General features: G+C 72.6%; 12 protein-coding genes and 3 tRNA genes. 6 read left to right on the top strand and 9 right to left on the bottom strand.

What is annotated here, in order from left to right:
- The coding region (locus tag GA0115242_RS07205; RefSeq protein WP_237548909.1) for a N,N-dimethylformamidase beta subunit family domain-containing protein at positions 1-1,393 on the top strand (1,393 nt) is incomplete at its 5' end.
- 121 nt (positions 1,394-1,514) lie between these two features.
- The gene (locus GA0115242_RS07200; protein WP_093825685.1) at positions 1,515-2,414 is read left to right on the top strand and encodes a phosphoribosylaminoimidazolesuccinocarboxamide synthase; all 900 of its coding nucleotides are present in this window, start codon (positions 1,515-1,517) and stop codon (positions 2,412-2,414) included.
- Between the two features lie 43 nt (positions 2,415-2,457).
- Here the strand turns inward: GA0115242_RS07200 and GA0115242_RS07195 are convergent.
- From GA0115242_RS07195 to GA0115242_RS07160, 8 genes are all read right to left on the bottom strand, one after another.
- A tRNA-Gly gene (locus GA0115242_RS07195) sits at positions 2,458-2,533 on the bottom strand.
- A gap of 23 nt (positions 2,534-2,556) precedes the next feature.
- Complete coding sequence (locus GA0115242_RS07190) at positions 2,557-3,165, bottom strand: response regulator transcription factor (RefSeq protein WP_093825683.1); 609 nt, start codon at positions 3,163-3,165, stop codon at positions 2,557-2,559.
- Positions 3,162-4,376 (bottom strand): sensor histidine kinase, encoded by a 1,215-nt coding sequence (locus GA0115242_RS07185; RefSeq protein ID WP_093825689.1) that lies wholly within the window; start codon positions 4,374-4,376, stop codon positions 3,162-3,164. Before GA0115242_RS07185 ends, GA0115242_RS07190 begins: the two co-directional genes overlap by 4 nt.
- Before the next feature lie 89 nt (positions 4,377-4,465).
- Positions 4,466-5,293: an ABC transporter permease gene (locus GA0115242_RS07180; protein WP_237548908.1), complete on the bottom strand. Its 828-nt coding sequence runs from the start codon at positions 5,291-5,293 to the stop codon at positions 4,466-4,468.
- Positions 5,290-6,282: an ABC transporter ATP-binding protein gene (locus tag GA0115242_RS07175; RefSeq protein WP_093825681.1), complete on the bottom strand. Its 993-nt coding sequence runs from the start codon at positions 6,280-6,282 to the stop codon at positions 5,290-5,292. Before GA0115242_RS07175 ends, GA0115242_RS07180 begins: the two co-directional genes overlap by 4 nt.
- A gap of 153 nt (positions 6,283-6,435) precedes the next feature.
- Positions 6,436-6,508: transfer RNA gene (locus tag GA0115242_RS07170), tRNA-Gly, on the bottom strand.
- A gap of 81 nt (positions 6,509-6,589) precedes the next feature.
- Positions 6,590-6,661, bottom strand: a tRNA-Gly gene (locus tag GA0115242_RS07165).
- 136 nt (positions 6,662-6,797) lie between these two features.
- Positions 6,798-7,115, bottom strand: a complete 318-nt coding sequence (locus GA0115242_RS07160) for a histone-like nucleoid-structuring protein Lsr2 (RefSeq protein ID WP_093825679.1) — start codon at positions 7,113-7,115, stop codon at positions 6,798-6,800.
- A 280-nt stretch (positions 7,116-7,395) separates the two neighbouring features.
- Between GA0115242_RS07160 and purS the strand changes: the two genes are divergently transcribed.
- From purS to purL, 3 genes are read left to right on the top strand one after another with little or no spacing between them, the layout of a single operon-like run.
- Positions 7,396-7,668: a phosphoribosylformylglycinamidine synthase subunit PurS gene (purS, locus tag GA0115242_RS07155; RefSeq protein ID WP_093825677.1), complete on the top strand. Its 273-nt coding sequence runs from the start codon at positions 7,396-7,398 to the stop codon at positions 7,666-7,668.
- Positions 7,665-8,369: a phosphoribosylformylglycinamidine synthase subunit PurQ gene (gene purQ, locus GA0115242_RS07150; protein WP_093825676.1), complete on the top strand. Its 705-nt coding sequence runs from the start codon at positions 7,665-7,667 to the stop codon at positions 8,367-8,369. The genes purS and purQ overlap by 4 nt, the downstream gene beginning before the upstream one ends.
- The gene (gene purL / locus GA0115242_RS07145; RefSeq protein WP_093825675.1) at positions 8,366-10,624 is read left to right on the top strand and encodes a phosphoribosylformylglycinamidine synthase subunit PurL; all 2,259 of its coding nucleotides are present in this window, start codon (positions 8,366-8,368) and stop codon (positions 10,622-10,624) included. Before purQ ends, purL begins: the two co-directional genes overlap by 4 nt.
- 45 nt (positions 10,625-10,669) lie before the next feature.
- On the opposite strand, the gene GA0115242_RS07140 is transcribed toward purL, so the two are convergent.
- The gene (locus GA0115242_RS07140; RefSeq protein WP_093825673.1) at positions 10,670-12,148 is read right to left on the bottom strand and encodes an MFS transporter; all 1,479 of its coding nucleotides are present in this window, start codon (positions 12,146-12,148) and stop codon (positions 10,670-10,672) included.
- 96 nt (positions 12,149-12,244) lie between these two features.
- On the opposite strand from GA0115242_RS07140, the gene GA0115242_RS07135 reads away from it, so the two are divergent.
- On the top strand, positions 12,245-12,889 hold the full coding sequence (locus GA0115242_RS07135) for a TetR/AcrR family transcriptional regulator (protein WP_093825672.1): 645 nt from the start codon (positions 12,245-12,247) through the stop codon (positions 12,887-12,889).
- The last annotated feature ends 142 nt before the right edge of the window (positions 12,890-13,031 follow it).

Here is a 13,031-nt window from a genome sequence, read left to right as displayed (position 1 = left end):
GCCCGCCCCCGGCGACCCGGCCGGCACCCCGCACCCGCGCGACGGGCACGCGCGTGACGAGCATCCGCGCGGCGGCCACCCGCGCGGCGGCACCGCGCGCTTCCCCGGCCCCCGTGCCGCCGACGACGTGGGCCGCCAGATCAAGGGCTTCATCTCCACCAGCGAGATCACCCCGGGCGAGGCCGTCGACTTCCACATCACGGTCGACCCGCCCCAGGAGTTCGCCGTCGACATCTACCGCGTCGGCCACTACGGCGGCGACGGCGCCGCGAAGATCACCACCAGCCCCCGGCTCTCCGGCATCGTCCAGCCCACGCCGCTCGCCGCCGACCGCACCGTCTCCTGCCACCACTGGTGGCTCTCCTGGCGGTTGCAGATCCCCACGTACTGGAGCATCGGCGCCTACGTCGCCGTCCTCACCACCGTCGACGGCTACCGCTCCCACATCCCCTTCACGGTCCGCGACAGGCACCCCGCCGATCTGCTGCTCGTGCTGCCGGACGTGACCTGGCAGGCGTACAACCTCTATCCGGAGGACGGCCGTACCGGCGCGAGCTTCTACCACGCCTGGGACGAGCGGGGACGGCTGCTGGGCGAGGCGGACGCGGCGACCACCGTCTCCTTCGACCGCCCCTACGCGGGCGCCGGACTGCCGCTGCACGTCGGCCACGCCTACGACTTCATCCGCTGGGCCGAGCGCTACGGCTACGACCTCGCCTACGCCGACGCCCGCGATCTGCACGCGGGCCACGTCGATCCGGCCCGCTACCGCGGTCTGGTCTTCCCCGGCCACGACGAGTACTGGTCGGCCACCATGCGCAGGACCGTGGAGCGGGCCCGCGACCAGGGCACGTCGCTCGTCTTCCTGTCCGCCAACAGCCTCTACTGGCAAGTGGAGTTGGGACCTTCCCCGTCCGGGACCCCGGACCGGTTGCTGACCTGCCGCAAGCGCAGGGGCCCCGGCAAGCCCGTGCTGTGGCGCGAGGTCGACCGCCCCGAGCAGCAGGTGATGGGCATCCAGTACGGCGGGCGGGTGCCCGAGCCGAGCCCGCTGATCGTCCGCAACGCCGACCACTGGCTGTGGGAGGCCACCGGCGCGCACGAGGGCGACCCGATCGAGGGCCTGGTCGCGGGCGAGGCCGACCGCTACTTCCCGCGCACCGCGCTCCCGGAGCACGACGACCGCGTGCTGCTCGCGCACTCCCCGTACACCGACCCCGACGGCGTCGTCCGCCACCAGGACACGTCCCTGTACCGGGCCCCGTCCGGCGCGCTCGTCTTCGCCTCGGGCACCTTCGCCTGGACGCCGTCCCTGGACCGCCCCGGCCATGTCGACGCCCGCGTGCAGCGCGCCACCGCCAACCTGCTGGACCGTATCTGCAAACGCGACTGAGCCCCGCGCACCCGACAGACCCCTCGGTCCGGCCCCCTCCCCCCTTCCCCCTCCCCCCGCTCCGTCGTCGCCCCGCGTACGGGAGAATCGACCCAGTTGGACAGAACCACAGGAGGAAACCGTGTCCGGATTCGTCGAAAAGCCCGAGCCGCTCCAGGTTCCGGGCCTGGTGCACCTGCACACCGGCAAGGTGCGCGAGCTGTACCGCAACGACGCCGGTGACCTCGTGATGGTCGCCAGCGACCGCCTCTCCGCCTACGACTGGGTGCTGCCCACCGAGATCCCCGACAAGGGCCGGGTGCTGACCCGGCTGTCGCTGTGGTGGTTCGACCAGCTCGCCGACCTGGTCCCGAACCACGTCCTGAGCACCGACCTGCCGCCCGGCGCCCCCGCCGACTGGGCCGGCCGGACCCTGGTGTGCAAGTCGCTGGAGATGGTCCCGGTGGAGTGCGTGGCCCGCGGCTACCTCACCGGCTCGGGCCTCGCCGAGTACGACGCCTCGCGCACCGTCTGCGGTCTCGCCCTGCCCGAGGGCCTGGTCGACGGCTCCGAGCTGCCCGCCCCGATCTTCACCCCGGCGACCAAGGCGGCCGTCGGCGAGCACGACGAGAACGTGTCGTACGAGGAGGTGGCCCGCCAGGTCGGCGCCGAGACCGCGGCCGAGCTGCGGCAGACGACCCTGGCCGTCTACGCGCGCGCCCGGGACATCGCCAGGGAGCGCGGGATCATCCTCGCGGACACCAAGTTCGAGTTCGGCTTCGACGACGGCACGCTGGTCGTCGCCGACGAGGTGCTCACTCCGGACTCGTCCCGTTTCTGGCCGGTCGACCGCTGGCAGCCGGGACGCGCGCAGCCGTCGTACGACAAGCAGTTCGTGCGGGACTGGCTGACCTCGCCCGCCTCCGGCTGGGACCGCACGAGCGAGCGCCCGCCGCCCGCGCTGCCGCAGGAGGTCGTGGACGCCACGCGCGCCAAGTACATCGAGGCGTACGAGCTGCTGACCGGCCTCACCTGGTCGTAGGCGGCGACGGCGAAGGCCCCCGGTCTCCCGGGGGCCTTCGGTGTGGAGCGGACGACGAGGCTCGAACTCGCGACCTCAACCTTGGCAAGGTTGCGCTCTACCAACTGAGCTACGTCCGCAGTGCGCCGTGGCGCGAGAGCAACTATACCCAACCCCGCTCCCGTGCGAGCCGCACCGCCGTGTGCCGGTTCTCCGCCCCGAGCTTGCCGGCGGCGGACGACAGGTAGTTGCGGACGGTCCCCTGGGAGAGCGCGGCCCGTTCGGCGATCTCCGCCACAGGCGCCCCGTCGGCGGCGAGTTCCAGCACCTCGGCCTCCCGCGCGGTCAGCGGGGAGTCGCCGGAGGCGATCGCGTCGGCGGCCAACTCCGGGTCGACGTAACGGTTTCCGGCGTGCACCGTGCGGATGATCTCGGCGAGCCGCTGGGCGCTCACCGTCTTCGGGACGAACCCGCGCACACCGGCCGCGAGGGCCCTCTTGAGGTGCCCGGGGCGGCCGTGGCTGGTGACGATCAGGACCCGGCAGCCGGGCAGCTCGCCCCGCAGGGATGTGGCGACCTTCACACCGTCCGCGCCGGGCATCTGGAGATCGAGGACCGCGACGTCCGGTTCGTGGGCCCGCGCCATGGCCAGCGCCTCGGGCCCGGTGGCGGCCTCCGCGACGACGATGAGGTCGTCCTCCAGCGCCAGCAGCGCGGCCAGCGCGCCCCGGATCAGATGCTCGTCGTCGGCGAGCAGCACCCGCACACTCACGCGGTGACCTCCGCCGCGGTCAGCGGGACCCGGGCCACCAGCCGGAACAGCTCGCCGCCGGCCGGTCCGGCCTCCAGCGTGCCGCCCACCTCGGCCAGCCGCTCGCGCAGCCCGGCCAGCCCCGATCCGCCGCCGCCGCGCACGTCACCGGCGCCGTCGTTCTCGACCGTCAACACGACCCGTCCCTCCGTCGTCTCCAGGCGGACTCCGCACCGCCCCGCGTTCCCGTGCCGCAGCACGTTGGTGGTGGCCTCCCTGACCACCCAGCCGAGCGCCGACTGCACCTCGTCCGGCAGCCCCACCGCCTCGCCCCGCACCTCGCAGGCGATCCCGGCCGCCGCCAACACCCCGCGCGCACCGGCGAGTTCGACCCCGAGGTCGGCCTCCCGGTAGCCGCGTACGACGTCCCTGACCTCCCGCTGCGTCTCCCGCGCGATGCGCTGCACCTCGATCATCTGCTCCACGGCCTCGGCCCGCCCGCGCCGGGCGAGCTGGACGGCGAGTTCGCTCTTGAGGGCGACGACGGCGAGGTTGCGGCCCATCACGTCGTGCAGGTCGCGCCCGAACCGCAGCCGCTCCTCGGCGACGGCGAGCCTGGCCCGGGTCTCGCGGGCCTCGTCGAGGGCGTACACCGCGTCGAGCAGCCAGACCGAGAAGAAGGCGGTGAAGGCGATGAACCCGCCGCCGACCAGCACCCCGGCCGCGGTGATCAGCGACGCCGACCAGGGCACCCCGAGGGCGAGGTTGGCGGCGCAGGCGGCGAGGCCGTACGCGGCGACGACGGCGCCCAGCGGGCGCAGTCCGCGCAGGGCGAGCGCGGAGATCCCGGCGCCGACCACCATGACGATGCCGAAGACCATGCCGGCCGCGGTCGCGACGCGGTCGGAGTCCGGCCAGGCGCGGGCGACCAGCAGCGCGGCGAGTCCGGCGCCCGCGGTGACGGCGGCCAGCGCCCCCAGCAGCCGCACGGGCTGCGGGCGCCTGCCCCGGGTCCAGTCCAGCCCCCGCGACACGGTCACCATGGACACCGCCGCGTGCACCACCGTCAGCGCCAGCAGCAGGGCGCCGAGGCCGGGGCCGAGCCCGCCGACGGCGGCCAGGCCGATGCTCGGCACCTCGATGAGGGCGAGGAAGTGGAACGACCACCGGGTGTACGTCTCGAACTTCGCGGGCGTGCTCTTGCGGCGCCACCAGCCCTCGGGACCGCGCATCATCCCGTCGCTCCCCTTCTCTCTCACCCTCGACGGCTCCCGGCCGGGGACCCGCTCCCGTGGCCGGGTCCCGGCCCGGGTCCCCGGGCTCAGTGCCGGGGTTCCCAGCGGAACCGCCGCTGTACAGCAAACACGGCCACCGCGGTCCAGGCCAGCGCGATCGCCAGGGTGCCCAGCACCTGGCCGCCGGTGAGCTGCCCGGTCCAGCCGCCCTGCACCAGCCGGACGGCGGGGGAGAGCGGCAGGAAGCGGCAGACGTCGGCGAGCCGGTCGGGCAGCGTCTCCAGCGGCACCGCCATGCCCGAGCCGAGCATCGACACGAACATCAGCGGCAACGCGGTGACCTGGGCGCTCTCCACGGTCTTGGTGATCCCGGCGGTGACGGCGGCCAGCGCCGCGCTCAGCACCAGGCCGAGCAGCACGCCCGCCACCGCGAGCAGCGGAGCCTTCGGCGCCCCGGTGTCCAGCAGCAGTCCGCAGCCGACGGCGACGATCACGCACTGCGCGAGGCCGACGCAGAGGGAGGGCAGCGCGGTGCCGAGCAGGATCTCGGGGTCGCCGATCTCGCCGGTGCGCAGCCGCTTGAGGACGAGTTCCTCCCGGCGCGAGACGAAGGCGCTGACCAGGGAGGTGTAGACGGCGAAGAGGAAGGCGAAGCCGATCGCCGCGGTCAGCAGCACCGTGCCGACGTTCAGCCCCTGGCCCTTCAGGTCGAGCTGGTCGAGGGCCGGGCGCACGCTGAACGGCAGCACCAGCGGCACCAGCAGCGCGGTGAAGACGGCGGTGCGGTTGCGCGCGAGCAGGGTCAGCTCGGCGCGGGCCAGGGCGCGCAGCCGACGGCCGGGGGTGGACCGGGCGGCGGGCCCGGCGGAGGCGCGCGCGGTCCTGCCCGCGCCGGTGTCCATGACGTCGCTCATGCCGCTGTCTCCGACTTCGCTCCGTGGGCGGCCGGGCCGAGCCCGCCGTCCGTCCTGTGCTGCTGGGCGATCCCGAGGAACGCCTCCTCCAGTGACGCGGACCGCACGTCGAGTCCGCCGAGTTCGACCCGGGCGCCCTCGGCCCAGGTGAGCAGTCCGGTGGCGGCCCGCTGGAGCTCCCGGGTGCGCAGCCGGACGGTCCTGCCCTCGACCTCGTGCCCGGTGACGCCGAGCGCGGCGAGCGGGGGCAGGTCGCCGAGGTGGTAGCCGTCGGGGAGCCGGAAGGAGATGCGGGACGGCTGGGCCGCGGTGACGTCGGCGGGGGTTCCGGTGACGGCGATCCGGCCCTCGCGCATGATGGCGAGCCGGTCGGCGAGGTTCTCGGCCTCTTCGAGGTAGTGGGTGGTCAGCAGCACGGTGGTGCCGGTGGCGCGCAGGGCGCGCACCAACTCCCAGGTGGCGCGGCGTCCTTCGGCGTCGAGGCCGGTCGTCGGCTCGTCCAGGAAGAGGACCTCCGGGTCGCCGAGCAGGGCGAGCGCCAGGTCGAGGCGGCGGCGTTCGCCGCCGGAGAGCTGCTTGACCCGGACGGCGCCGCGGCCGCCGAGCCCGACCTGGTCGAGGACCTCGGCCTCGGGCCGGGCGCCGCTCACGCAGCCCGCCCACATCCGGGCGGTCTCGGTGACAGTCAGCTCGGACGGGAAGCCGCCCTCCTGGAGCATGACGCCGGTGCGCGGGCGGACGGCGCCGCGCTCGGCGTAGGGGTCGTGGCCGAGCACCCGCACCCGTCCCGAGCTGGCCGGGGCGAGACCTTCGAGCACCTCGACGGTGGAGGTCTTGCCCGCGCCGTTGGTGCCCAGGAGCGCGAAGACCTCGCCGCGGCCGACCTGGAAGCCGATTCCTCGTACGGCCTCGAACCCGCCCCCGTAGACGCGGTGGAGGTCGGTGACCTCAATCACGTGTTCGTGTTCGTGGATGTCGTGGGTTGCCATGTACTCAGCGTTCCGCCGGCCGGGCCCCGTCGGCAGTGCGCGGTGTCACCGGTCGGTATGACAAATGTCAGAAGAAGCGCGCCGGAAGGGACGGGGGAAGCGGTCCGGTACAACGCGAAGGCCCCGGTCCGATGGACCGGGGCCTTCTTCACGAGCGGACGACGAGGCTCGAACTCGCGACCTCAACCTTGGCAAGGTTGCGCTCTACCAACTGAGCTACGTCCGCATTGCCTCCGACCGGCTCCCACCGATCGGCGCGGGCACCAGCCTACCCGAACCAGTGGACTGGTCTGGACCGGCGGTGCAGAGCGGGTGACAGGAATTGCACACTGCGCCTTCCCCCTGGAAGGGGGATGTTCTACTACTGAACTACACCCGCATGTACTCCTCGGACCGGGCCTTTCGGCCTCGCCCCTCGGCGTGCTCCAGACTCTAGCCGACCCAGAGGGGTGCAACGCAAGTCGGTTCTCCCGAGGGGCCGATGACCGGTCGTCGGCCCCTCCGCGGTCCCGCGTTCACTGGGCCGCGCTGAAAGCCTCGTAGACCTTCTTGGGGATGCGGCCGCGGGCCGGGACGTCCATCTTGTTGGCCTGGGCCCAGGCGCGGACGGCGGCGGGGTCGGGGGCGACCTCCGTCTGCCGGTAGGTCCTGCCGGAGCGCGATCTCTTGCGGCCGGCCTCGACGTACGGCTCCAGCGCCTCGCGCAGTTTCCTGGCATTGGTTTGATTCAGGTCGATCTCGTACGACTTGCCGTCGAGTCCGAAGGCGATCGTTTCCGCCGCTTCCGAGCCGTCGATGTCGTCAGAGAGCGTGACCACGACCTTCTGCGCCACGAATATCGGTCCCTCCGTACGGCACGTTGCCGAATTCATTTGTACAGTGCCTTGCATTGCAATGTGAAGCTCGACTAAATCCTCCCGCGTGTCCGAGCGCAATAGGTATCGGGTGTCGATCTCGGATCTTTCCCGGAACTTTTCGACCACGGACACCCGTGTGCCGGTCCGTGACGGGCGTCACGTAGCTTCCTCCAACGCTACCCGCGTAGAAATTTTGTACGGGTAGTCTGAAGCCACCTGTAGGAACCTGCTCAGCACCACAACACCGGGAGTGCCAGTGGCACGCGTCGTAGTCGACGTCATGCTCAAGCCGGAGATCCTCGACCCCCAGGGCCAGGCGGTGCAGCGCGCACTGCCGCGGCTGGGTTTCGAAGGCATCTCCGATGTACGTCAGGGAAAGCGATTCGAACTGGAAGTTGACGGGCCGGTCGACGAGGCCGTGCTCGCCCGCATCCACGATCTTGCGGAATCCTTCCTCGCCAACACGGTGATCGAGGACTTCACGGTCAAGGTCGAAGAGGCGGCGGAAGTCGCGGAGGCCGCGAAGTGACCGCTCGTATTGGCGTCGTCACTTTCCCGGGCAGTCTCGACGACCGGGACACCCGGCGCGCGATCCGTCTCGCGGGCGCCGAACCGGTCGCCCTGTGGCACAAGGACAAGGACCTCCACCAGGTCGACGCCGTGGTGCTGCCCGGCGGGTTCTCCTACGGCGACTATCTGCGGGCCGGCGCCATCTCGCGTTTCTCGCCGGTGATGGAGACCGTCATCGAGCAGGCGAAGGCCGGACTGCCGGTGCTCGGCATCTGCAACGGATTCCAGGTCCTCACCGAGGCCCACCTGCTGCCGGGCGCCATGCTCGGCAACAACCACCTGCACTTCATCTGCCGCGACCAGAAGCTGCGGGTGGAGAACGCGGACACCGCCTGGACCGGTGACTACACGGCCGGTCAGGAGATCAACATCCCGCTGAAGAACATGGACGGCCGGTACGTCGCCGACGCGTACACGCTGGAGAAGCTGGAGGCCGAGGGGCGGGTCGTCTTCCGCTACCTGGTCGACGGCCCCGAAGCGGACGGCTACGGCAACCCGAACGGCTCGCTGCGCGACATCGCCGGGGTCACCAACGAGGCCGGGAACGTCGTCGGCCTCATGCCGCACCCCGAGCACGCCGTGGAGTCGCTGATCGGTACCGGTCGTACCGACGGCCTGCCGTTCTTCACCTCGATCCTCAAGAAGCTGGTCAACGCATGAGCCGGACGCCTCTGGACACGGTCGAGCACGCGGCCGAAACCCCTGACGTCGCGCTGCCCTGGGCCGAACTCGGCCTGAAGAAGGACGAGTACGAGCGCGTCGTGGAGATCCTCGGCCGCCGCCCGACCGGCGCCGAGCTGGCCATGTACTCGGTCATGTGGTCCGAGCACTGCTCGTACAAGTCCTCCAAGGTCCACCTGCGCCAGTTCGGCGAGAAGGCCCCGCACTCCGACGCGCTCCTCGTCGGCATCGGCGAGAACGCCGGTGTGGTCGACGTCGGCCAGGGCTACGCGGTCACCTTCAAGGTCGAGTCGCACAACCACCCGTCGTACGTCGAGCCCTACCAGGGCGCGGCCACCGGCGTCGGCGGCATCGTGCGCGACATCATCGCGATGGGCGCCCGCCCGGTCGCGGTCGTCGACCCGCTGCGGTTCGGCGCCGCCGACCACCCCGACACCAAGCGGGTCCTGCCCGGCGTGGTCGCGGGCATCGGCGGCTACGGCAACTGCCTGGGCCTGCCCAACATCGGCGGCGAGGTCGTCTTCGACGCCTGCTACCAGGGCAACCCGCTGGTCAACGCGGGCGCCATCGGCGTCATGCGGCACGAGGACATCCACCTCGCGAAGGCGTCGGGCGCCGGCAACAAGGTCATCCTGTACGGGGCCAGGACCGGCGGCGACGGCATCGGCGGCGCCTCCATCCTCGCCTCCGAGACCTTCGACGACGCCAAGCCGTCCAAGCGCCCGGCCGTGCAGGTCGGCGACCCCTTCCAGGAGAAGCTCCTCATCGAGTGCACCCTGGAGGCGTTCGCCGAGAAGCTGGTCGTCGGCATCCAGGACCTCGGCGCGGCCGGACTCTCCTGCGCCACCAGCGAGTTGGCGTCCAACGGCTCCGGCGGCATGCGGGTCGTCCTGGACGACGTCCCGCTGCGCGACTCCACGCTCTCGCCCGAGGAGATCCTCATGAGCGAGTCGCAGGAGCGGATGTGCGCGGTCGTCGAGCCGGGCAAGGTCGACCGCTTCCTCGCGATCTGCGAGAAGTGGGACGTCATCGCCACCGTCATCGGCGAGGTCACCGACGGCGACCGGCTGGAGATCTTCTGGCACGGCGGCAAGATCGTCGACGTCGACCCGCGCACGGTCGCCCACGACGGCCCGGTCTACGAGCGCCCCTACGCCCGCCCCGACTGGCAGGACGCCCTCCAGGCCGACACCGCCGCCGCGCTGGCCAGGCCCGCGGACGCGGACGAACTGCGGGCGCAGGTCCTCCGGTTGGTCGGCTCGCCCAACCAGGCGTCCAAGTCCTGGATCACCTCCCAGTACGACCACTTCGTGCAGGGCAACACGGTCCTCGCCCAGCCCGAGGACTCCGGGATGATCCGGATCGACGAGGAGAGCGGCCTCGGCGTCGCCATCGCGACCGACGGCAACGGCCGGTTCGCCAAGCTCGACCCGTACACCGGCGCCCAGTTGGCGCTCGCGGAGGCCTACCGCAACGTCGCGACGACCGGTGCGAAGCCGCTCGCCGTCTCCGACTGCCTCAACTTCGGCTCCCCCGAGGACCCCGCGGTGATGTGGCAGTTCGCCGAGGCCGTGCGCGGACTGGCCGACGGATGCCAGCAGTTGGGCACCCCGGTCACCGGCGGCAACGTCTCCCTCTACAACCAGACCGGCGAGGTGGCCATCCACCCGACGCCGGTCGTCGCGGTCCTCGGCGTCATCGACGACGTGGCCCGGCGCACCCCGGTCGCCTTCCAGGAGGACGGGCAGCTGCTCTACCTCCTCGGCGACACCCGCGAGGAGTTCGACGGCTCCGCCTGGTCGCAGGTGGTCCACGGGCACCTCGGCGGCCTGCCCCCGAAGGTCGACCTGGAGCGGGAGCGGCTGCTCGCCGAGATCCTCATCTCGGCCTCCCGTGACGGCATGGTCGACGCCGCGCACGACCTGTCCGACGGCGGCCTGATCCAGGCGGTCGTGGAGTCGGCGCTGCTCGGCGACAGGGGCGCCCGGCTCGTCGTCCCGGACGGCCTGGACGCGTTCACGCTGCTGTTCTCGGAGTCGGCGGGCCGCGCGCTGGTCGCCGTACCGCGCTCCGAGGAGCTGCGCTTCACCGACATGTGCGGCGCGCGGGGCCTGCCCGCCACCCGCGTCGGCGTGGTCGACGGCACCTCCGTGGAGCTCCAGGGCGCGTTCGAGCTGCCGCTCGCGGAGCTGCGCGCGGCGCACGAGGGCACCATCCCGGCGCTGCTGGCCTGAGCCGTACCGCACGAGGGCCCCGCCGGACGTCCGGCGGGGCCCTCGTCACGCGGCGACGGGGTCGCCGCTGCGCCCGGGTGCGCGGGCCGGGGTCCTGGGCAGCCGCAGCGACATGACCGTGGCCAGCGCCATCAGCGCGGCGCCGCTCCAGAACACCACGTCCGTCGCGTCGACGAAGGCCCGCATCCCGTCGGCGCGGGCGGCGCCGGTCAGCCCGGACAGCGCCGTCACACCGCCGCCGGGGCCGTGCTCGGCGTACAGCCGGGTCAGGACGGTGCCGAACAGGGCGGTGCCCAGGGCGGTGCCGAGGGTCTGGAAGTACCGCACGGAGGTGGTGGCGACGCCGAGCCGCCCGGCCGGTGCCGCGTCCTGGACGAGCACCACCAACTGGCCCAGGAGCTGCCCGAACCCGGCGCCCATCAGCGCGAGTTCGGCGCGGATCAGCCACAGCGAGGTGTCCGGCCCCGTGGTGAGGGCGAGCAGCGCGAAGGCGGCGGAGGCGGTGGCGGTCCCGGCGATCGCCGAGGTGCGGGCGGTCCAGCCGCGGGCGGCGAGCGGCCCGGTCAGCGCGCCGCTCACGGCGAGTCCGAGCGCCATCGGCACCAGGTGGAGGGCGGCGGCGGAGCTGGCGATGCCGCGGACCACCTGGAGGTAGACCAGCGTGTAGTAGACGGCGCCGGTCATCGCGGCGCCCAGGACGGCCTGGACGCCGAAGCCGAGGCGCAGTTCGCGGATGCGGAACAGGGAGAGCGGGAGCACCGGTTCGGGCGCGGAGAGCTGCCGCCGCACGAACAGGGCGAGCGCCAGCGCCGTCGTCGCGACGAGGGCGAGGACGACGGGGGAGGACCAGGCGTACCGGTCGCCGCCCCAGTCGGTGACCAGCAGCAGGGAGCTGGAGAAGACGGCGGCGAGCGCGGCGCCCGTCCAGTCGAGCGGGCGGCGCACGTGCCGTTCGGGCAGGCGCAGGGCGACGGCGGAGCCGACCAGGACGGCGAGTCCGACCGGCAGGTTGACGTAGAAGATCCACCGCCAGCTCGCGTGGTCGGCGAGCAGCCCGCCCACCCAGGGGCCGACGGCCATCGCCGCGCCGGAGACCAGGCCGCCCGCGGTGGCGCCCTTGCCGCCGCCCTGGTCGCCTGGGCCGCGGAGGTGGGCGATGACCACCATCGTCACGCTCATCAGTCCGCCGCCGCCGAGGCCCTGCACCGCGCGGGCGGCGATGAGCTGCCCCATGGACTGGGCGGCGCCGCACAGCGCGGAGCCGACCAGGAAGACGGCGACGGCGCCGGTGAAGACGCGCCGGGGGCCGACGACGTCGCAGAGCTTGCCGTACAGCGGCAGCATCGCGGCGGAGGCCAGCGCGTAGGCGCTGACCAGCCAGGGGATCGACGCGATGCCGTGCCCGGGGTCGAGGTCGCGGACGATCGGGACGGTGGCCGCGGACACGATCTGGAGGTCGAGGATGGCCAGGACGATCGTCACGAGACAGACGAGGAGGCCGACTTTTCGCTGGGTCTCGGTCATGGGCAGCACTGTGCCGGAAATTCGTGTACCGAGTCAATATTTTATCTCGGTACACGAATCGGCCGTGGGCCGGGCCGTGCTTGGTACGGTGCCGTCATGGCTGACGGGGCGCCGGGACTGCGCGCACGCAAGAAGGCCGAGACGGCACGGCGGATCCACCGCACCGCCCTCGCGCTGTTCGACGAGCGCGGCTTCGACGAGGTCTCCGTCCAGGAGATCGCGGACGCCGCCGAGGTCTCCAAGATGACCGTCTTCAACTACTTCGGCTCCAAGGAGGACCTGCTCTTCCGGCCCATGGAGGAGCACTTCGCGGACGCCGCCCGCGCCGTCCGCGACCGGCTCCCCGGCGAGTCCGCGCTGGAGGCCGTGCGCCGCGACTTCCTGGAGATGATCGCGGCCAGGGACCCCTCGATCGGCCTGCACGCCGAACCGTTCGGCCGCCGCATCCGCCGGGTCATGATGACCACCCCCGTGCTCAGGGAACGCGCCTACGTGTCCTCCGAGAAGGGCGCGCGCGAACTCGCCGACCTGCTCGCCGAGGAGACCGGCGACGCCGTCCAGGCCCTGATCGCCGCCGCCACCCTCACCGCGGCCCGCAACGCCCTGGTCGAGGAGCACCACCGGCGCATCGACGCCGGTGAGAGCGTCGACGCGGTCGCCGCCGACGCCGCGGCCCGCGCGGCCCACGCCTTCGCCCTGGTCGACCGCGGCCTGGGCGACTACGCCCGCCGCCCGACCTGACCCACCCGCGCTTCCCCGACCCGCTCGCGCTCTCCGCGGTCCCGTCCCGCCTGCGGCCCCCAACACCCGTGACCCGGGCCGCCGCGCCCGACCCCGCTCACGCCCTCCCAGTCCTGGTCCCGCCCCCTGCCCTGCGACCCGG

It is taken from the genome of Streptomyces sp. SolWspMP-5a-2 (assembly GCF_900091845.1).
Taxonomy (GTDB): Bacteria; Actinomycetota; Actinomycetes; order Streptomycetales; family Streptomycetaceae; genus Streptomyces; species Streptomyces doudnae.
Note: the sequence above shows the minus strand (reverse complement) of the source record. Positions and strands in the feature narration are given on the sequence as shown.